This is a genomic window from Arthrobacter sp. AFG20 (assembly GCF_002892795.1).
Lineage (GTDB): Bacteria > Actinomycetota > Actinomycetes > Actinomycetales > Micrococcaceae > Arthrobacter.
On record NZ_PJMC01000010.1, the window covers coordinates 25,543 to 45,699 of the forward strand.

The following is a 20,157-nucleotide window of genomic DNA, read 5'->3' on the forward strand; positions in this document are numbered from 1 at the left end:
TTAGCTGTGGCCAAGCAGTTTGCGCAGCGTCTCGGCTTCACTTTCCGTCACCGATCCGATGAACCGAGCCAGCACGGCCTCGCGGTCCGGAGCGGATCCCAGCACTTCGTGCATGAGTTCGGCGGTGTGGTCTTCGCGGCTGGACACAGCCTGGTAGCGGTGCGGACGCATGCCGCGTTCGCGCTCCACGAGGCCCTTCTTTTCGAGACGCGAGAGGACCGTCAGTACGGTGGTCACCGCCAGGTCCTTGCCCTCATGCCCTGCTGCTCCGCCATGCGCTGCCGTGGTCTGCGCAAGCAGGTCCCGCAGCGTGTTGGCCGTGGCCGCTTCGTGGCCCGCCCAGAGCAGGTCCATGACTGCGCGTTCGAGTTCCCCAAGACTTGCCATCTGTACATCCTTTGACAACGCACTGCCGGGGCCGGCTGCCCGGCCCGTGCCGTGATTCCAATACTGCAACTTCAAATCTATCGTGTTTGGCCGCTCGTTTCTACATGAGGTAGAACGTTCGGCGCGTCGCGGGTGATTGCGTTCCTCTGATGTGCATGCAACCGTGTTTACAGTGTTCGCCCCGTGTTCTACAATCTGTAGAAGTTGAAGTTCTACGTCGCGTAGAAAACAACGCTGGAGAGCTAGACCCAACCGTAAGTAGGGACCGCCTTGGACGCCTTGGAAATCGCACGCTGGCAATTCGGAATCACTACCGTCTACCACTTCATGATGGTGCCGCTGACAATCGGCCTGGGCCTGGTCGTCGCCGTGATGCAGACCATCTGGCACCGCACCGGGAATCCGGCCTATCTGCGGATGACCAAGTTCTGGGGGAAGCTCTTCCTCATCAACTTCATCATGGGCGTGGCCACGGGCATCGTCCAGGAGTTCCAGTTCGGCATGGCCTGGAGCGAGTACAGCCGGTTTGTGGGTGACGTCTTCGGCGCCCCGCTGGCCCTTGAGGCACTCCTCGCCTTCTTCGTCGAGTCGACCTTCCTGGGTTTGTGGATCTTCGGCTGGAAGCAGCTCAAGCAGGGCGTCCACCTCGCGTGCCTCTGGATCGCGGTGGTGGGCTCCTTCTTCTCCGCGTACTTCATCATCGTGGCCAACAGCTGGATGCAGCACCCAGTCGGCGTCACGATGATTGACGGCCGCCCGGTTATGACCGACGCCTGGGCCGTCTTCACTAACAACACCGCCCTGGTGGCCGTGCCGCACACGCTCTTTGGTGCACTTGCCGTGGCCGGCGGATTCCTGCTGGGCATCGCCTGGTACCACCTCTGGCGGCGGCGCCGCGACGGCATCGACGCCGTCGGGGCGGACGGCAAGGTCATCGCCGGTGAGGCCGCGATCCCTGGCCGCGACCGCACCGACTACACAGTCTGGATCAAGTCGCTGCGGATCGGCGCCGTCGTCGCCATGATCTCCTTCGCCGGGACCGCGCTCACCGGAGACCTGCAAGGAAAGCTGATGTTCGAACAGCAGCCCATGAAGATGGCCGCCGCCGAGGCCGCGTGCCACGACGGTACGGGATTCTCCGTCCTGAGCGTCGGCAACGTCGGCTCCCGCAACTGCGACGACATCGTGGCGCTGATCGAGGTGCCGGGAATCCTGTCCTACCTCGCCAAGGGCGACTTCACCACTGAGGTCAAGGGCGTCAACAGCCTGATCGACCAGTACAAGGCGGACTACGGCACGCACGTTCCGGACAACCCCATCTACGGTGACCGGGCCGGCCAGGAGGTCGAGTACGTGCCGGTCATGGAGGTCACCTACTGGGGCTTCCGGGCCATGATCGGGTTCGGCGGCCTCGCTGCCCTCGCCGCCCTGGTGGCACTTTGGCTGACCCGCAAGGGAACCGTTCCCGAGTCGCGCTGGCTGATGCGGCTGGCCGTGTTCGGCATCCTGGCTCCCTTCGGTGCCAACGCCGCGGGCTGGATCTTCACGGAAATGGGCCGCCAGCCGTTCGTCGTGGCACCCAACCCCGACCTCAACGGCATCGACCAGGTCTTCATGTTCACCGCCGCGGCTGTTTCACCAGGGGTTTCCGCCGGCGAAATCCTGACGTCCCTCATTGTGCTCACCCTGATCTACGCGGTGCTCCTCGTGGTGGAGGTGAAGCTCCTCGTGAAGTACGTCCGGGGCGGCGTCGCCTCGGCAATGCCCGAACTGGTCCACGCGCCGGTGGACGAGAACGAGGATGCCACACCCCGCGACGGCGGACCGGACAAGCCCGGGACCCCCGACGACGTCCTGGCCTTCGCCTACTAACACCCGAGCCTCCTAAGACCCGAGGATACAAAGCATGGAACTGCTGCCAACCATCTGGTTCATTGCCATCGCCGTCCTGTGGACCGGCTACCTCTTCCTGGAGGGATTCGACCTGGGCGTCGGAATGCTGATGAAAATCTTTGCCCGCAACAACACCGAACGCCGGGTGCTCCTCAACACCATCGGGCCGGTCTGGGACGGAAATGAAGTCTGGCTTCTCACCGCCGGTGGCGCCACCTTCGCGGCCTTCCCGTTCTGGTACGCCTCCCTGTTCTCCGCCCTGTACCTGCCGCTGCTGCTGGTCCTCGTCGCCCTGATCTTCCGGGCCGTCGCGTTCGAATACCGCGGCAAGGTGGACACCGACCGCTGGCGGAACACCTGGGACTGGGCGATCGCCGTCGGGTCCTTCCTGGCCGCCTTCGGCGTGGGTGCCGCGCTGGGCCTGACCACCACCGGACTGCCGCTGGACGCCAACGGCGACCGCGACGGCGGGCCGTTCGCATGGTTCAGCTGGTACGCCGTGCTGGGAGGCCTGGCCGTGGCTGGCTTCGCCCTGCTGCACGCTCTGGCGTTCCTGGCACTGAAGACCGACGGCGACGTGCGGCACCGGGCTCGGCAGTGGTTTGTGCGGCTGCTTCCCGTCCTGCTCCTCCCGATGGCGGGCTGGGCCATCGGCGTGCAGGTCCTCAGCGGTGAATCCTGGACGCTGGTTGTCCTCGGGGTGGCCGTGGTTGCCGCGGCTGCGGCCTGGGCCCAGGCCCGGAAGGGAAACGAAGGCCGGGCCTTCCTGGCAATCGGCGTGTTCCTGCTGGGCGGCTCCGCCTCCATCTTCGGGGCTGTGTTCCCGGTGGTCCTCCCGTCCACCATCGACCCCGCGTTCAACCTCACCATCGCCAACGCCTCGTCCTCGGACTACACCCTCGGTCTGATGAGCATCGTGGCGTGCGTCGGGCTGCCGCTGGTGATCGCCTACCAGGCGTGGACGTACTGGGTGTTCCGCCGCCGCGTCAGCGCTGCCCACATCCCGGAGGCGCACAGCTTCCTGCCTGCGGTCGCCGCTAAAGCACTCATCAGGAAAGACTGACCCGCAGTGAAACCCCAGTTCCCGTCAGGACCCTCCACCCGCCGCGCCCTTTACGGGCTGGGCCTGCTGGCTGCCCTAAAGGCCCTGTCCCTGGTTCTCCTGGGGCAGGCCGTCGCCTCTGTGCTGGCCGGCCTCATGACACAGGACACCGCGTGGGCTGACCAGCTGGGCTGGGGCGCAGCCGGCGTGGCGCTGCGGTCCGTGACGGTCTGGGCGCAGGGCGTCGCCGCAAGGCGCGCCGCCCTGGGCGTCAAGGAGGAACTGCGCGCGCAGCTCTTGGAGACGGCTCTGCGCAACGGCGTCCGGTCCGCAGGCCCTTCCGACGGCGGCCTGGCTGTGCTTGCGACGCGCGGCCTGGATGCCCTGGACAGCTACTACACGCAGTATCTCCCCGCGCTGGTGAACTGCGCGGCCATACCGCTGCTGCTCGGCGCCCGGATCCTTTTCGCCGACTGGGTCAGCGCGGTGGTGATCGTGCTGACGGTGCCCCTGGTCCCCGTGTTCATGGTGCTGATCGGCCGCTACACGGAGGACAAGGTGCGGGATGCGCAGGCGGCCCTGTCCCGGCTCTCCGGGCACATGCTCGAACTCGCCAAGGGTCTGCCGGTGCTGGTGGGGCTGGGCCGCGCCGCCGCCCAGCGCCGCGCCCTGGAGGACATTTCCGAGGACTACCGGCAGCGGACCATGGGGACCCTGCGGACCGCGTTCCTCTCCGCGCTCGCCCTGGAACTGATCGCCACCATCTCCGTTGCCGTGGTGGCGGTGTTCATCGGTGTCCGGCTCGTCCACGGCGACATGGCGCTGGAGGCCGGGCTGCTTGCGCTCATCCTCGCACCCGACTGCTACCTCCCGCTCCGTGAGCTGGGGACCGCGCACCACGCGAGCGACGACGGCCGGGCCGCCCTTGCCGAAACTACGGCGGTGCTGGAAGCGCCGGAGCCCCGGCGGCTCGTGCCTGATCCGTCCTCGTCAGGGCCGGCCGGTGTGGAGGCCGCCGATGTGGCGGGCCCGGGCAGACTCACAGTCCGGGACCTTGCGGTCAGCTATCCGGGACGGCAGGGTCCCGCCGTCGGCCCCCTCAGCTTCACGGCGCCGGCCGGAATGGTCACCGCGCTGGACGGCCCCAGCGGGGCGGGCAAAAGCACGGCGCTGGGAGTCCTCGCGGGCACGGTCGGAACCGGGGGCGGCACCGCGGTCTCCGGAACTGTTGAAGGGTTCGCGGCGGGGGATGTGGCCTGGGTGCCGCAGCACCCGGTGATGGTGGCGGACACCGTGCGTGGTGAAGTCCTGCTGTACCTGACGGCGGGGACTCTGGCGGACGGCACCGCAGCGACCGGTGCAGCCGCTGGCGGCGAAGCACATGCCGCAGGAGTGCTGCGCTGCCTGGCGGCCGTGGGTGCGGAGCATCTGGCGGACAAGCATCCTGCCGAACTGAGCCCGGGCGAGCTGCGCCGCGTGGCCCTTGCCCGCGGGCTGGCCCGCATCGAGGCGGGCGCCACGGTACTGCTCCTGGACGAGCCCACCGCGCACCTCGACCGGGAATCTGCCGAACGCGTCCACGACGCAATCCGGTCGCTGCGGGGCCGGGCCACCGTCATCCTGGTGGCCCACGACCGCCAGACGAGGGAACTCGCCGACCGGATCGTGCCGCTGTCCGGAAGTGGAGCGGCGGCATCTGCTGCGCCCACGGTTAAGACGTCGGCCGCTGCCCCTGCTTCGGCCAGCGCTGCCGACCCCACTGCCGCCGTTCCCACTGCGTCGCCCGACGGCGGGCGAGCCTTCTCGGTGGAGGCCGGAACTACGGCGGCCGGCGTCCCGGTGGCCGAGGCGCAGCCCGGCTCCGGCCACGTGGCCGGGATGCTTGCGCGGCTGCTCGCGCCCGTCCGCGGACGGTTCGCTGCCTCCGGGTTCGTCGGCGCCCTGGCCGCCCTTTTCGCCGTCGCGCTGTCGGGGCTGTCCGGCTGGCTCATCCTCCGCGCCAGTGAGCAGCCGCCCATCATGTACCTCCTGACGGCCATCGTCGGCGTCCGGTTCTTCGGCATCGGCCGGGCCGTTCTGCGTTACTGCGAGCGGCTCCTCCTGCACGAAGCCGTGTTTGCCTCCCTGACGAAGCTCCGCGGCGGACTCTGGGCGTCCCTCAGCCAGCGGGCATTGTCCCTGCGCCGGCTGCTGCAGGGCGGCAACGTGCTGGGCGCCGTCATCGAGGATGTTGACACCGTCCGGGACCTGCTCCCGCGGGTGGTGCTGCCGCCGGTTACCGCCGTGGCGGTGGCCGGGGCTGCTGCCGGTACGGTGGCTTGGCTGCTTCCGGCGGCCCTGCCGGCAGTGCTCGCCGCAGCCCTGGTAAGCCTGCTGGCCGCGCCCGCCGCGGCCCTGCTCGCCGACCGGATGTCGGCTCAGGCCGAACAGCGGCTGCGCTCCGGGGTTCTCCGGCGGGTCGCTGCGGCACTCGATGCCAGGGCTGAACTGCACGCGAACGGAGCCAAGGAGCCGGTTCTCGACGGCATCCGTGCTCTGGACCGGGACGCTACCGCCGCCGTACGGCGTTCGGCCTGGGCTGAAGGACTCGGCCAGGCACTGACCGTGGCCGCGTGCGGCGCGGGCGCCCTCTGCAGCGCCGTGCTTGCGGCTCCGCAGGTGCTGGCCGGTTCCCTTCCGGCGACCACTGTTGGCGTCGTGGTCCTGCTGCAGCTGGCGCTCGCCGAACCCTTTGGGGCCATGACGACGGCGGTCCGGCAGTTTCCGGCGCTGCGTGCGGTCCTGCGCCGCATCGGTGAGTCGGGCGTCCTGCAACCGGGAGAATCCGGCGCTAACGGTAAAGACACCGGGCAGCCCTCCCGGCCCGACTCCCGGGACTCTGGGCTGCCGGGCGTTGAACTGGACGGGTTGTCGGCCGCGTGGCCTGGGGGCGCGACTGTCTTCAGTGGCCTGTCCGCCGTGGCTGAGCCCGGCCGCTGGCTGGCGGTGACCGGACCGTCCGGCGCCGGCAAGTCCACCCTGCTGGCAGTGATGCTGGGCTTTCTCCCTGCCCGGGCAGGCCGCATCGCGGTGACGGGCACCGCGGCGTGGTGCCCGCAGGAGGCGCACCTCTTCGACTCCACGGTCCGCGGGAACCTGCTGCTCGGCAGCCCGCGGCAGGAGTCCGGCACCGGGTCCGCTGCGGAGACAGAGCAGGCGATGCGCGAAGCGCTCGCGGCGGTGGGCCTAACGCCCCTGCTGGCGCGGCTGGAAGACGGCCTGGATACCCGCATTGGCCCGGGCGGGGCGTTTCTCAGCGGTGGCGAACGCCAGCGGCTGGCAGTGGCGCGCACGCTCATGACACAGGCCGATGTGATCCTCCTGGACGAGCCCACGGCACACCTCGACGCCGAATCCGGGCGGGCGCTCATTGCGGACCTGCGTGCCGGACTTGCGTCACGCACCGTGGTGCTGGTGACCCACAATCCGGCCGATATCAGCCCCGGCGATGCGCTCCTGGACCTTCGCCCCGAACACCGGTTGGCTGCCTCCGCGGTGATGGCGTCCGGCCGCGGTTAGCCCACCAGCGCCTGCTTCTGGCGGCCGTTGACCACCGACGTGGCTCCGCAGTTCGAGCAGGTGATCCGGTAGGAGCGGGACGTCGTGAAAACCGGGATGAAGAACAGCGTGAACTTCGTGGCGCGCTCCTCCAGGTGGTGGTGGATGAACACGCCGCAGTACCGGCAGGATGCCGCCCGGCCGGGGAGCAGCTTCTGGACTGTCTTGAACCCGAAGAGTAGAAGCATGCTGTGCCTTTCAGGGAACGCCGGGGTAACTGTCCCAGCCCGATGATGGCACCAGCCTAAGGCTTCCCGTGCCATCGCGTCAGGAGTACCAGCCAGCGTCAGGAATGATGGCGCCGCCTCTTCCCGGCGGCTAGCCTGTTCCCATGACGCACACGGACGCCTCTGACCTGACCGCGGACGGCTCACCTGAGCTGACGGCCGTCGGCTTTCCGGAACTGCACTGGCGCAGCGCCAGACCCGCGGACCTGGACGCGTGGGCTGCGCTGATCGCCCGCACCGCGGCCGTCGAGGAGCCGGTGTGGTTTGAACGGCGGGCGGACCTGGAACAGATCATGGAGTCCAAGAACAACCCGGTGGGGCCGAACACGGTACTGGGCCTGGACTCCGACGGCATCGCCCGGGCATACGCCCGCCTCACCAAGAACAAGGACGGGGCCAAGGCTCACGGATTCTGTGCCGTGGACCCGCAGTGGCAGCGCCGCGGCGTCGGCTCAGCCCTCCTGTCCTGGCTGGAGGCGCGGACCAGGCAGCGGTTCACCGAGGATGCCGGTGTGGGGCCGGACGGAGCAGGGCCAGGCAATGCAGGGCCAGGCACTGCAGAGCTTGTACCGCGGCTGCGGATTTTCATTGAACAGAAGCAGCAGCACCAGTGCGCGCTCCTGGAGGAGTCCGGGTATGGGGTGGTCCGCTACTACAACGAGATGCACCGTCCGCTCTCGGCTCCGCTGCCCGAGGCGCCACTGGAGCACGGCTTGGAGCTGGTGCCGATGGAACCAGGACTGAGCGAAGCCCTGCGCCTGGCGCACAACCAAATCTTCGCCGATCACTGGGGAAGCGAACCGCGGGACGAGGAGTCATGGGGCTTCGTGGTCAACGACCCCCTGGCCCGGCCCGATCTCAGCGCCGTTGTGCTGGCGAGCAGCACGGGTGAGGTCGTTGGCTACCAGCTGGCCAGCCACGACCCGGACACCGCCGTGACGCGCGGATTCAGCGAGGGCTACACGGACCTGCTCGGTGTCCGCCGGGAGTTCCGCGGGCGCGGCGTCGCGCAGGCACTTCTGGCCGACGCCATGCGGCGCTTTGCCGCCGCCGGCCTGGACAAGGCGTCACTGGACGTGGACTCCGAGAACCCCACCGGGGCCATGGCGCTGTACCGCAAGATGGGTTACGTCCCGGTCAATACGAGCCTCGCGTGGGACAAGGTGCTGTAGCTCTGACGTAAACCGCCGGTCAGCCGTCCACGTCCGCAAGGTGATGGACGACGTCGTGCAGGAAATACTGCGCGAGCGTCAGGACGGTGAACTCCGAGCCGTTGCTGCGCAGCCCGGTCCGGTCCCACTGCGACTCCTGCACCCTGGCGAAGGACGCCGCCACCTGCCCGCCCTCCGCGGTGAGCTCGGCGCTCACCACGGCGGGGTCGGCGTTCGCGTAGTCGCTCTCCACCGCCGTCTGGTCCTGGTCCCAGTTCTCAAACTTGGCATTGTCCTCGCTGAGCATCAGGTTGAGACGGCGGTCGAAGAGGTTGAACACATCCCTGACATGGCAGGCGTACTCCAGCGCGGACCAGGTGCTGCTGTCCGGGCGTTCGCCGGCGTCCGGCCGCCGGAGCACGGCCCGCCAGCGCGGCAGCATGTTTTCGACGCTGCCGGGAACAGTCGACGGCGTAACGGTGGACGCGTCGAAGCCGCACTGGCTGCAGGGGCGGGACAGGACCCAGGTCCAGTCCTTTTCATCCGGGATGATAGGCATGGCAGTAGTCTAGGCGGATTCCGGCCAGGCCATGCTCGGACCGATCACGTCCACCGCCTGCGAAAGCGGGATGCCCGAACCGTCGCGCCGGCCATGCTCCTGGGGCAGCGAGCGGGCTACGCCTGCCGACGACGACGCCTTCGCCGGGCCGTGGCCGGCCCACGCCAGCAGCAGCGTGTCCTCACCCTTCAGGAACCGGTGTGCCCGGACTCCGGCGGTAGCGCGGCCCTTCGCCGGGTATTCGTCAAAGGCCGTCACCTTGGCAGCCCCGGGGGCGGTGCCCGGCAGGGCACCTTCCGTGCCGGAAATGGTGACGACGACGGCGGCCTCGTCGCCGGGGGCGACCGCACCGAAGAACACCACCTGGTCGCCGGCGGCAAGTTTGATGCCCGCCATGCCGCCGGCCGTCCTGCCCTGCGGGCGGACGACGGCGGCGCTGAACCGCAGCAGCTGTGCCTGCCGCGTCAGGAACACAAGGTCGGCGTCGTCGGACCCTGCCGGCGCCACGCCCACCACGGTGTCCTTGTCCTTCAGCGTGATCACCTCCCAGTCCTCACGGTTCAGGGGGTAATCCGGCTGCACCCGCTTCACGATGCCCTGCGCCGTGCCGATCGCCAGCACAACATCAAGCGGGGCGAACGCCACGAGGGTCTCACCCTTCAGCAGGGTAATGAAGTCCTTGGCCGGAACACCGCCGGCGAGGTTCGGCAGGCCCGAGACCGGCGGCAGGACGGGCATATCCATCACCTGGATCCGCAGCATGCGCCCGTGGGACGTGATTGCGGCGATCTCGCCCCGGGCGGAGGTCTTGACCACCGAGCGGAACACGTCGTGCTTGGAGCGCGGTCCGGTCTCGGCCAGGCTGTCCTGGTTGGCGGTGCGGGCAATCTGCCCGGAGGCCGTGAGGATCGCCCAGCACGGGTCGTCCGCGATCTCGAGGGCCAGGGGAGTGGGCTTGCCCTTGGCCCCTGCCTTTCCCTCGACGGCGGCGGCGCTGGCCACAGTCGGGGACACTGCCTCGGATTCGAGGAGCACCGTCCGCCGCGGCGTTCCGTATTTCTCCGCGATCTCCGCGAGTTCGCCGGACACCAGCTCCCGCAGCAGCTGATCGGATTCGAGGATGGCCTCCAGTTCGGCAATCTCCTTGCGAAGCTGGTCCTGTTCCTTTTCGAGCTCGATCCGGCTGTACTTGGTCAGCTGGCGGAGGCGGAGCTCAAGGATGTAGTTCGCCTGGATTTCGGAGAGGTCGTAGATGGACATCAGCCGTTCGCGCGCCGCGGAGGCCTCGTCCGAGGACCGGATGATCTGGATGACCTCGTCGATGTCCACGATGGCGATGAGGAGGCCCTCGACCAGGTGGAGTCGGTCCTTCTTCTTTCCGAGCCGGAACACCGTGCGGCGGCGCACCACCGAGATGCGGTGGTCCACGTAGACGGTGAGCAGCTGGAGCAGCCCCAGCGTCTGCGGCTGCCCGTCCACCAGGGTGACGTTGTTGATGCCGAAGGAGTCCTCCATCGGCGAGTAGCGGTAGAGCTGTTGGAGCACGGCGTTGGGGTTGAAACCGTTCTTCAGCTCGATGACCAGCCGGAGGCCGTGCTTGCGGTCGGTCAGGTCCACGACGTCGCTAATGCCCGCCAGCTTCTTGCCGTTGACCGCGTCCTTGATCTTCTCGATCACCTTTTCCGGGCCCACCATGTACGGCAGTTCGGTGACCACGAGGCCGGTCCGGCGGGCCGAGAGCTGCTCCACCTCCACCTTGGCGCGGGTCTTGAAGGAACCGCGGCCCGTGGCGTAGGCGTCCCGGATTCCGTCCAGGCCCACGATGCGGCCGCCGGTGGGCAGGTCGGGGCCGGGGACGAAGCGCATGACGTCTTCCAGCGTGGCGTCCGGGTTGGCGATGAGGTGCCGGGCGGCGGAGATGACTTCCACCAGGTTGTGGGGGGCCATGTTCGTGGCCATGCCGACGGCGATGCCGGTGGTGCCGTTCACCAGCAGGTTGGGGAACGCGGCGGGCAGGACCTCCGGCTGGGTGAGCTGGTTGTCGTAGTTGGGGACGAAGTCCACCACGTCCTCATCGAGGTGGTCCGTCATGGTGAGCGCTGCCGCCGCCAGGCGGGCCTCGGTGTACCGCGGTGCCGCGGGGCCGTCGTCGAGGGAGCCGAAGTTGCCATGGCCGTCGATCAGGGGAAGCCGGAGCGAGAAGTCCTGGGCCATGCGAACCATGGCGTCATAGATGGCGGTGTCGCCGTGCGGGTGGAGCTTGCCCATGACCTCACCCACCACGCGGGCGCTCTTGACGTGGCCCCGGTCCGGGCGGAGGCCCATGTCGCTCATCATGTAGAGGATGCGCCGCTGGACGGGCTTCAGGCCGTCCCGGGCGTCGGGCAGCGCCCGGGAGTAGATGACCGAGTACGCGTACTCCAGGAAGGAGCCTTCCATCTCGGAAGTCACGTCGATATCAACGATGTTTTCGGTGTAGTCCTGGACTGTTTCCCCTGCGGGGGTGCGTGTTTGGCGGCGTGCCATGGGGCTGGTGGATCCTTTTTGGGGTGCACTTCGGGAGGTTTAGCTAGGCTAAGCCTATGGTGGATCAGCCCGGGGACGGCGAATATCCGGAATATTGGGAGGCCGATGTCGTTCTGAGGGACGGCGGAACAGCGCATTTGCGGCCCATCCATCCCACTGACGCGGACGCCGTGCAGACCTTCCACACACGGCAGTCGCAGAACTCCATCTACATGCGGTTCTTCGCCTTCAAGGAGCGGCTCTCCAGCCGCGAACTCAAGCGTTTCACCGAGGTGGATTACCGGGACCGGGTGGCCTTCGTGATCACCATCGGCGGGGACATCATCGGCATCGGCCGGTACGACCGGCTCGACGACCCCGCGGAGGCCGAGGTGGCCTTCAACATCGCCGACGCGCACCAGGGCCGCGGCATAGGCTCGATCCTGCTGGAGCACCTCGCGGCGGCGGCCCGCGAAAACGGGATCCGCCGGTTCAGCGCCGAGGTCCTGCCCGAGAACCGCAAAATGCTCATGGTCTTCTCCGACGCCGGGTACGACGTCAAACGCCATTTCGACGACGGCGTGGTGAGCCTGGAGTTCAACATCGACCCCACGGACAAATCACGCGCCGTGATGGAAGCCCGGGAGCACCGCGCGGAGGCGAGGAGCGTCCAGGACCTGCTGGCGCCGTCGTCGGTGGCGGTGATCGGTGCGAGCCGCCGGTGGGGGACTGTGGGTTACCAGCTCCTGGAACACATCATCGAGGGCGGCTTTACCGGCCCCGTCTACGCCATCAACCCCGAAGCCTTTGAGCTTGCCGGTATGCAGTCCTTCGGCAAGCTTTCCGAGGTGCCCGGTCCGGTGCAGCTGGCGATCGTCGCGGTGCCTTACGAGGAAGTCCCCAAGGTGGTGGATGAGTGCGCGGCCGCCGGCGTGAAGGGGGTCCTGGTGGCCTCCGCGGGATTCACCGAGGACGGGGAGCGGGGCCTTGCCCGGCAGCGTGAGCTGGTGCGGCAGGCGCGGGCCAACGGGATGCGGGTCATCGGGCCGGCCTCGCTCGGCATCGTGAACACCAACTCCGCGGTGTCGCTGAACGCCTCCATGGCGCCCAGCCTGGCCCGCGGCGGCGGCCTGGGGCTGTTCAGCCAGTCCGCGGCGATCGGTGTGGCGCTGTACGCGGCGTCCAGCCGGCGCCGCGCCGGCATCTCCACCTTCCTGTCGGCCGGAAACCGGGCCGATGTGTCCGGCAACGACATGATGCAGTTCTGGGAGGACGACGCCGACACCACCGCCGTGGGCCTCTACCTGGAGTCGATCGGCAACCCGCGCAAATTCTCGCGCATCGCCCGGCGGCTCGCGCGTACCAAGCCGGTCATTGTGGCCAAGTCCACCTCCATGGGGCTGCAGTTGCCGCCCGGCCATGCCGTGCGCACCACCCAGGCTCCCGCCGATGCGCTGGACTCGATGATGCGCCAGTCCGGCGTGATCCGCGTGGAGACCATCGAACAGCTCATGGACGTGGCGCAGATCGTGTCCTCCCAGCCGCTCCCCAAGGGAGCCGGCGTCGCGGTGTTCAGCAACTCCGGGGCGCTGGGGAAAGTAGTGGCGGACAGCGCCGTGTCCCACGGCCTGGGCGTTGCGGAGCTCGTGACGGAGCTGGATCTGGACGCCGGCATGTCCCGTGCCCTGCCCGCCCTGCGGGACCGGCTCCGGGAAGTCCTGGCCACAGAGGCGGTCCACGCCGCCGTGGTTGCCTTCCTTCCGGCCCGCGGGCTGACCGTGGAAAAGATTGCCGGGGCGCTCGCAGAATCCTCCGCGGAGGCCGGAAAGCCGGTGGTGGCGGCGTTCACCGGCATCCTCGATCCGTCGGTGTACGTGGAAGGCATGGTGGGGGAAGGCTCCGGCGCGGCACCGGTGCCGTGCTACTCGAACCCCGGGGCGGCGGTGGCCGCCCTGTCCGCCGTGGTGCGGTATGCCGAATGGGCGGAACGGGACCAAGGCCTCTTTGTGGATCCTGACGGGTGCGATCCTGACGCCGCGCACGCCGACCTCGAAAACCTGCTGGCCGATGTCCGTGGCGAGCAACTCAAGAAACTCAGTCCCGGCGACGCGGCCCGCCTGCTGGCCCATTACGGGATCAGGGTCATGCCCTCGGAAGGCTTCGAAACGGACGATGAAGCCGTGGAGGCGGCGGGCAGGCTGGGCTGGCCGGTGGCACTGAAGACCACCGATCCCACTCTGCGCCACCGGCTGGACCTGGGCGGGGTGCGGCTGGATATCCAGGACGCCGAATCCCTCCGGGTGAATATCCTTCAGATGCGGCGGGCGCTGGAGCCCTATGGTTCCTCGTCGCTGGAGGTCCAGACCATGGCTCCGGTAGGACAGGCCTGCACCCTGCGCGCCATCGAGGACCCCCTGCTGGGTCCGGTGGTGTCCTTCGGGCTGGCCGGCGACGCCGTGAACCTGCTGGACGACTGGGCGCACCGGGCACCGCCGCTCTCCGGCGCCGACCTCCGCGACCTGATCCGCAGCCCGCGCGCGTCCCGGAAGCTGTTCGGGTACCAGGGCCTGCCCGCCGTGGACGTTGCAGCCCTGGAGGATGTGACGGCCAGGTTGGCACGGCTCAAGGATGCGCACCCGGAGATAGCCCTCGTCGAGTTCAACCCGGTCCTGTCCACGCCGCATGGGGCGTTCATCCTTGCCGCCGACGTGCGGATCGGCAACGCTGCGCAGCGCACCGACAGTGCGCGGCGGGCAATGCGCAGCTAGCTGCCGGGTTAGCATGTGCCACACCGATCTGTGAAAATGGGGAAATGAGCTCCCAGCCTCCCACCTCGAAGCCTCAAGCGCCCGACCACAGCCCGCAGGCTTTCCACCACAGCTCACACAACCACAGCGTGCAGGGCCAGAGCCTCGAAGGCGCACTGCAGCAGGCCGGCTTTTACCCGCTGCTGGTAGCCGACGTGGTGGATGACGCCCTGGACGGCCGGGACTGCCTTGCACACCTGGTCCACCTCGAGACGCATTTTGACCGTGCCGAGGTCCGCAGGCACATCACCGTCCTGGTCCTCACCGAGGACATGCTGGTGATCACGCACGTGGACGACCAGCAGCTCGATGAGGCGGGCGAGCAGATCGTGGCACAGATTTCCACGGAGTCCGTCCCGGTGGCGCAGATCCGCTCGGTGGTCCTGAGCTACATGTACGCCCAGCCGCAGAACTACAAGCCTTCCGATCCCGTCCGCGAGGTCACCCTGTCCATCGCCTGGTCCGGCGGCCAGCGCCTGGACATGGGCCCGGCGAGCTGCGGCGACCCGCAGTGCGAGGCCGACCACGGCTACAGCGGCACCATCGCCCAGGAGGACATCGTCCTGCGCATCAGCGCTGAGGCGGACGGCCTGCAGGCGGTCCAGGATGCCAAGCTTTTTGCCCGTGCCCTTCGCGCGGTGAACACCGGATCCCCCACCCCGGCGCGGCACGCGCCGTCAGCCACCCACCCGCGTCCCCGCATGGGCGTTTTTGCCAACCGGCTCAGCCGCGGGCACAAGCGCTGAGATGCGGGTACAGGACAACCATTCCTCAAACTCTGAAATACGAACCACGGAATCCGGGCCTGCCGTAAGCGGGTTGCCGGCCGCCCCGGCCTACGGCCGCCGCTCCGTGGCCGAGGTGCTGGGCAGCGCGGCGGCCAGCCTCGGGGTACCGGGCTTCGAGAACGCGCTGGGCCTCCCGCAGGCCAAGCGCGTGTGCGTGGTCCTGGCCGACGGGCTGGGACGCGGCCTGCTCAAGCAGAAGACCGCGCACACGCCCTTCCTCCGGGGCGTCCTGCAGCAGGGCCAGGGTGCCGTGCCCGTATGGCTGGATGCCGCGTTTCCTTCGACCACCGCAGCCTCCCTCGCGAGCCTGGGCACGGGACTTGCTCCGGGCCAGCACGGACTGGTGGGATATGACGTGCTGGATCCGGACCAGGACAAGGTGGTCAACATGCTGGGCAACTGGGATGCCGGCGTGGACCCGCAGCAGTGGCAACCCTTCCCCACGGTCTTCGAACGTGCCTCCGCACACGTTGCCGTCACCACCGTCAGCCTGCCCCAGTTCGGCGGCTCGCCCATGACCCAGGCTGCGCTGCGCGGCGGCACCTTCGTCGCCGGCACTAGCTCCCACGCCCGCACCGAGGCGGCGGCCGAGGCGATGGCTGACGGGGAGCCCGCCCTCATGTACTTCTACGTGAACGACCTGGACAAGGCCGGACACCGGTACGGCGCACAGTCGCCGCAGTGGGAGCACCAGCTCGAGGAGCTGGATGCCACCGTCAAGCGCCTGGATTCGACCCTCCCGGCCGGAACAACAGTGCTGGTCACGGCCGACCATGGCATGCTGGACGTCGCCGAGTCACAGCGCCTCGACTACGCCGCCGATCCCGCCCTCGTGGACGGCGTCCGGCACACCGCGGGGGAACCGCGCATGGTGCACCTGTACATGGAGGACGACGCCGGCGATGCCGCAAGGGATCGTCTCCTGGGGGCCTGGCGTGGCCGCTTCGGCGATAGGATCTGGGCCTTCACCAGGGCGGAAGCCGTGGCTGCAGGGCTCTTCGGAACGGTCCGGCCCGAGGTCACGGGTCGGCTGGGCGATGTGATGGTGGCAGCCCGGGACTCGCTGGCGTTCTACGACACGCGCCGGGTGCGTCCGACGGCCATGGAAGTGGTGGGCCAGCATGGTTCCCTGACCAAGGCCGAACGCGAAGTCCCGCTGCTCAGTTTCCAGGCTTCGGGCAAGACAGCGTCCGGCAAGGCAGGCAGCCGCCGGGGATCCCGTGGCTGAGCTCGTCTTCTTCTCCGGAACCATGGACTCCGGCAAGTCCACGCTTGCCCTGCAGATGGACTACAACCACCGGGCCCGCGGCCGGGGCGGGGTGCGGTTCAGCCGCAACGACCGTGCCGGCGACTCCAAAATCTCCAGCCGCCTGGGGCTGCAGACCGAAGCTGTGGAAGTCGTCGATTCCACGGACTTCTGGGACGAAGTGGTGCTCCGCCGGACCCAGGGGATCCGCGTGGACTACCTCATCTGCGACGAAGCACAGTTCTATTCAGCGGCCCAGGTCGAGCAGCTGGCACGCGTGGTGGATGAGATCGAGGTGGACGTCTTTGCCTTCGGCATCACCGCGGACTTCCGGACCCGCCTCTTCCCGGGTTCGCAGCGCCTGATTGAACTCGCGGACCGCGTGCAGGTCCTGCAGGTCGAAGCGCTGTGCTGGTGCGGCCGGCGCTCGACGCATAACGCCAGGACGGTCGACGGCGTGATGGTCACCGAAGGTGCCCAGGTGGTGGTCGGTGACGTGGACATGGCCGTTGATCCTGCGGCCGGCGGTCCCGGCAGTGGTGCAGGCTATGTACCTGTCGTGGGCTACGAAACGCTGTGCCGGAGGCACTTCATGCGCCGCGTCACCGCTCACGGCGCCAGCATCATTGCCCAGCAGGACCAGCTGCTCCCGTTCGAGGTGGACGCCTGCCTGTGGCACGGTTCCAGCGGGTCCAGTGCTGGTGGAAGTGCCGGTGTCGGCGGCCGGTCTGGAAGCTAATACTTAGTCGCCGCGGGTGCCGAACACGATTTCGTCCCAGCTGGGAACACTCGAGCGCTTCGGCCGGGACGGCTGCCGTTCCGGTTCGTCCCGCTCCTGATCGGCGCGGGCCGCTCCCTGGCCAGGCTGCGGCCGTGCCCCGTCCATGCGGCTTCCCTCTATGCGGCGCCGGGCATTGCCGCGGCCCAGGAGCTCGTCCAGTCCCGGGTTGGCAGGCGCCGGACGGCCGGTAACCGGGCCGGTGGCTTGCCCCGCCGGTGATGCCGGCTCGTCAGGCTTGGCCGGACTGTCTTTTCCGGCTGCTGGGTGACCCGGGACTATGGTGATTTCGCGCGTTTGGGTGCTGACGCCGTCGTGCAGCTTCAGCGACTCGTCCTCGGGGTCCTCGTGTCGCGGAACCAGGTTGAGGCGGGAGACCATCGAGGGCCGGCCGTCGCGGCGTCGTGCCAGCGTGAACTCCGCCGCCGGAGCCTCGGCGGCGCCGTCGTTATCCTCCGGGTCCGACCCGGGATCCTGTTCTGCACCGTCCTGCTGCACAGAATCATCCGGATCCACCGAACTATCTGACTGCCAGGAGCCGTCGGCCGGGGATTCGGCTTCTGTGCCTGCAGGTGCTTCCTCCGCCCGCGGGTGGGCGGCCGGGACACCGTTTGCCAGCAGCAGCGCCAGGGCGTCGTCGCTGTCCTCATCCACGCCGAGCCGCTGGCCGCGCCGCGAACGCAGCATGTCCAGCAGGCCGTCCGGGTCCTTCTGCTGCTCGATGCCGGTGCCAGCGCCGGCCCCAATGCCGGTGCGGGCGGCCGCCTCCGCGTCGGTTTCGAAGTCGAAAGGCCTGTCGGACACCGCGGACAGCCGGCGGGCCGGCACAGGTCCGTCCAATGGCTCCAGTTCGCTGAGCTGCTGGGCCCAGCGGTTCGCGTTTTGCAGGGATTTGCGGGTGGGGTTGAAGGTCCACACCGCGGGGGGTTCTTCACCGATGCTCGCATGGCCCCCGGGGGCGGCGTCAAACTTGGCCACCACGGTCCAGGTGCCGTCCGGCCGGCGCCACGAATCCCACTCAAGTGTGGAGGACTGGATGCCATGGGCGGTGAGCCGGTGGGCCACCATGTCGCCGAGGGTGGCAGAGTTGTCGCCGAAAGCTGAACGGTAGGCGTCGTGCCCCGGGGCGGGGGAGGCGACCTCCACCTTCTGGGCCCGCTGGGCGATGTACGCGCGTTCGGCCAGGACTGGCCCTTCGTACCGCTCCACCTTTTCCAGCGGCATGCCGCAGGCGGCGGCAACCTCGGCTGCCGTGGAGCCGCTGCGGATTCTCGCCTGGATGTCGCGGGGGGACAAGGCCACGGGGGCAACCGCGGACGGGCGTGCAGAGGGCCGGCTGGCAGCCAGTCTGAGCGCCTCGTTGATCGGCAGCCGGAACATTGCGCCGGCGGTACCGCTTAACAGGAGATGCTCCCCGTCGTCGTGCACGCCTACAAGCCGTAGATCCTGCATACAATCCTCCACCCTGGCATTACTATCATTCGAAACTCTGCCACCCCGCACTGTCTTTTCCCGTTAGGGGAGAGGGCGCGCCGCGAAATTCCGGGAGTTTTGGCCGGCAGGTGGAGGCCCGGGGGAGGCGTTGGTTCCGGATATGGCTTTTCCCCGCGGCAGAAGGGAAAATGTCGCGTGACCGGGCACAAACCAGGTTCGTTCCGTGTTGTGCCGGATGAGTCATTCGAGCGATTCGACGGAGTGTGACAGCAGGCCATGGCGACTGATTACGATGCGCCGCGGAAGTCTGAAGAGGACCTCAGCGAGGACTCGATTGAGGAGCTGAAGACCCGCCGTGTGGAGAAGCCGACGGCGGTGGTCGAGGAGGACGAATCCGACCTCGCCGAAGGCTACGAGCTTCCCGGAGCGGACCTGTCCGGCGAGGAGCTGACGGTCCGCGTAATGCCTGCCCAGGCTGATGAATTCACGTGTGCCTCATGCTTCCTGGTCCGGCACCGCTCCCAGATCGCCAGCGAAAAGAACGGGCTGCTGTACTGTCGCGACTGTGAGGGCTAGGCGCGACTGTGAGGGGCTAGGCGCCTGCTTACTTCCCGTTGATGGCGGCCGCGAGTTCCTCCGGGCGGCGGGTGGACGTCAGCCAGTACGGCGTGGGGTCCGACGGGTCGGTGATCTCGATCCTGACCACCGGATCGATCCACCCCCGGATGCACATGTAGGCGAGGCCGTTCAGGCGTGTGCCGCGCTCCGCCGTCGCCTCTTTGCCGCGGTGCGGCGCAGCCCCGCCGATCAGGCTGCGCTCGATGCTGGCCCGGCCCACCTGGACGGTGCGCGTGGTCACAGACACTGACGGCGTGGACAGGACCAGCAGTACGGCTTCGATGGCGAACAGAACAGCAGCCGCGGTGAAGCCAGCCACCATACTGATGGGGGCGAAGACCAGGATGCCGGCCGATGCGATACCTAAGGCGACAACCCAAATCCAGGCGCCGGGCCACAGCTTCTCGGAGAAAATCACCGTTTCGTCCGGTGAAGACGGGTTGCGGGAAGGAACGGCGGCGCTTGATTCGGGCATGACCCCAGCTTAGTGGCCAGTAGTGCGGACCTTCTGCAGTAGGAGGAGTCAGAGCCCGGGCGATAGAGTGTGGGACTGTGACTGACGAATCAACGGCCATGACATCCCTCGCACATCAGGCTCCGGCGCAGCAGGCCCCCGCGGGTGACGCTGCGCAGCCCCCCAGGGCGGACTTCGGAGCACCCACGGTGCAGGTGCAGCTGAAAATGCTCGACGACGGTTTGGAAGCGCCGTCGTACGCCCACCCCGGTGACGCCGGGGCGGATCTGCGGGCCCGCGAGGACGTGGTGCTCGAGCCGGGCGAGCGGCGCCTCGTCCCCACCGGTGTATCCATCGCCCTGCCGGATGGCTTTGTGGCCCTCATCCACCCCCGCTCTGGCCTCGCCACCAAGCACGGCCTTACCGTCGTTAATGCACCGGGCACTGTGGACGCCGGGTACCGCGGAGAGATCGCGGTGACGCTGCTCAACACCGACCGGGACCAAGCCATAGAGCTGCGGCGCGGCGATAGAATTGCACAGATGGTGATCCAGCGCGTGGAGCACGCGCAGTTCGTCGCCGTGGGCGAGCTGAACGACTCTGTCCGCGGTGCCGGCGGGTTCGGCTCCACGGGCGGGTTTGCCGTCCCGGGTGCGTAGCGGCACAACACC

The 20,157-nt window shown here is 68.3% G+C and carries 16 protein-coding genes; 10 read left to right on the top strand and 6 right to left on the bottom strand.

What is annotated here, in order from left to right; translation table 11 throughout:
* Positions 1-387: a BlaI/MecI/CopY family transcriptional regulator gene (locus tag CXZ05_RS12990; RefSeq protein WP_102973021.1), complete on the bottom strand. Its 387-nt coding sequence runs from the start codon at positions 385-387 to the stop codon at positions 1-3.
* Positions 388-657: 270 nt separating this feature from the next.
* On the opposite strand from CXZ05_RS12990, the gene CXZ05_RS12995 reads away from it, so the two are divergent.
* The 3 genes from CXZ05_RS12995 to cydD are packed head-to-tail and all read left to right on the top strand — an operon-like array spanning position 658 to position 6,880.
* Entirely contained in the window at positions 658-2,259 is a 1,602-nt protein-coding gene (locus CXZ05_RS12995) for a cytochrome ubiquinol oxidase subunit I (RefSeq protein WP_102973022.1), read from the top strand.
* Between the two features lie 34 nt (positions 2,260-2,293).
* The gene (gene cydB / locus CXZ05_RS13000) at positions 2,294-3,343 is read left to right on the top strand and encodes a cytochrome d ubiquinol oxidase subunit II (RefSeq protein ID WP_102973023.1); all 1,050 of its coding nucleotides are present in this window, start codon (positions 2,294-2,296) and stop codon (positions 3,341-3,343) included.
* Positions 3,344-3,349: 6 nt separating this feature from the next.
* Entirely contained in the window at positions 3,350-6,880 is a 3,531-nt protein-coding gene (gene cydD / locus CXZ05_RS13005; RefSeq protein WP_102973024.1) for a thiol reductant ABC exporter subunit CydD, read from the top strand.
* Here cydD and CXZ05_RS13010 read toward each other — a convergent pair.
* Positions 6,877-7,107 carry a zinc-ribbon domain-containing protein gene (locus CXZ05_RS13010; RefSeq protein ID WP_102973025.1) on the bottom strand — a complete coding sequence of 77 codons (231 nt, stop codon included), beginning with the start codon at positions 7,105-7,107 and terminating at the stop codon, positions 6,877-6,879. The genes cydD and CXZ05_RS13010 overlap by 4 nt on opposite strands.
* Before the next feature lie 143 nt (positions 7,108-7,250).
* Here CXZ05_RS13010 and CXZ05_RS13015 point away from each other — a divergent pair, with 143 nt between their 5' ends.
* Positions 7,251-8,318 (top strand): GNAT family N-acetyltransferase, encoded by a 1,068-nt coding sequence (locus CXZ05_RS13015; RefSeq protein ID WP_102973026.1) that lies wholly within the window; start codon positions 7,251-7,253, stop codon positions 8,316-8,318.
* 19 nt (positions 8,319-8,337) lie between these two features.
* Here CXZ05_RS13015 and CXZ05_RS13020 read toward each other — a convergent pair whose 3' ends face one another.
* Both CXZ05_RS13020 and CXZ05_RS13025 read right to left on the bottom strand, forming a co-directional pair.
* Positions 8,338-8,856: a DinB family protein gene (locus CXZ05_RS13020; protein ID WP_102973027.1), complete on the bottom strand. Its 519-nt coding sequence runs from the start codon at positions 8,854-8,856 to the stop codon at positions 8,338-8,340.
* A 9-nt stretch (positions 8,857-8,865) separates the two neighbouring features.
* Positions 8,866-11,382 (bottom strand): DNA topoisomerase (ATP-hydrolyzing) subunit A, encoded by a 2,517-nt coding sequence (locus CXZ05_RS13025; RefSeq protein ID WP_102973028.1) that lies wholly within the window; start codon positions 11,380-11,382, stop codon positions 8,866-8,868.
* Between the two features lie 56 nt (positions 11,383-11,438).
* Here CXZ05_RS13025 and CXZ05_RS13030 point away from each other — a divergent pair, with 56 nt between their 5' ends.
* The 4 genes from CXZ05_RS13030 to CXZ05_RS13045 are packed head-to-tail and all read left to right on the top strand — an operon-like array spanning position 11,439 to position 16,941.
* The gene (locus tag CXZ05_RS13030) at positions 11,439-14,129 is read left to right on the top strand and encodes a bifunctional GNAT family N-acetyltransferase/acetate--CoA ligase family protein (RefSeq protein ID WP_102973029.1); all 2,691 of its coding nucleotides are present in this window, start codon (positions 11,439-11,441) and stop codon (positions 14,127-14,129) included.
* A gap of 44 nt (positions 14,130-14,173) precedes the next feature.
* Positions 14,174-14,914: a DUF5998 family protein gene (locus tag CXZ05_RS13035; RefSeq protein ID WP_102973030.1), complete on the top strand. Its 741-nt coding sequence runs from the start codon at positions 14,174-14,176 to the stop codon at positions 14,912-14,914.
* A gap of 1 nt (position 14,915) precedes the next feature.
* Entirely contained in the window at positions 14,916-16,184 is a 1,269-nt protein-coding gene (locus tag CXZ05_RS13040; RefSeq protein ID WP_258006576.1) for an alkaline phosphatase family protein, read from the top strand.
* Positions 16,177-16,941: a thymidine kinase gene (locus CXZ05_RS13045; protein WP_102973031.1), complete on the top strand. Its 765-nt coding sequence runs from the start codon at positions 16,177-16,179 to the stop codon at positions 16,939-16,941. The genes CXZ05_RS13040 and CXZ05_RS13045 overlap by 8 nt, the downstream gene beginning before the upstream one ends.
* Before the next feature lie 3 nt (positions 16,942-16,944).
* Here CXZ05_RS13045 and sepH read toward each other — a convergent pair whose 3' ends face one another.
* A complete protein-coding gene (gene sepH, locus CXZ05_RS13050) occupies positions 16,945-18,432 on the bottom strand; it encodes a septation protein SepH (RefSeq protein ID WP_102973032.1) in 1,488 nt (495 codons plus the stop codon).
* A gap of 258 nt (positions 18,433-18,690) precedes the next feature.
* Between sepH and CXZ05_RS13055 the strand changes: the two genes are divergently transcribed.
* The gene (locus tag CXZ05_RS13055; RefSeq protein ID WP_102973033.1) at positions 18,691-18,990 is read left to right on the top strand and encodes a DUF4193 domain-containing protein; all 300 of its coding nucleotides are present in this window, start codon (positions 18,691-18,693) and stop codon (positions 18,988-18,990) included.
* A 28-nt stretch (positions 18,991-19,018) separates the two neighbouring features.
* Here CXZ05_RS13055 and CXZ05_RS13060 read toward each other — a convergent pair whose 3' ends face one another.
* On the bottom strand, positions 19,019-19,507 hold the full coding sequence (locus tag CXZ05_RS13060; protein ID WP_102973034.1) for a DUF3093 domain-containing protein: 489 nt from the start codon (positions 19,505-19,507) through the stop codon (positions 19,019-19,021).
* Between the two features lie 77 nt (positions 19,508-19,584).
* On the opposite strand from CXZ05_RS13060, the gene dut reads away from it, so the two are divergent.
* Complete coding sequence (dut, locus tag CXZ05_RS13065) at positions 19,585-20,145, top strand: dUTP diphosphatase (RefSeq protein WP_102973035.1); 561 nt, start codon at positions 19,585-19,587, stop codon at positions 20,143-20,145.
* Positions 20,146-20,157: the final 12 nt, after the last annotated feature.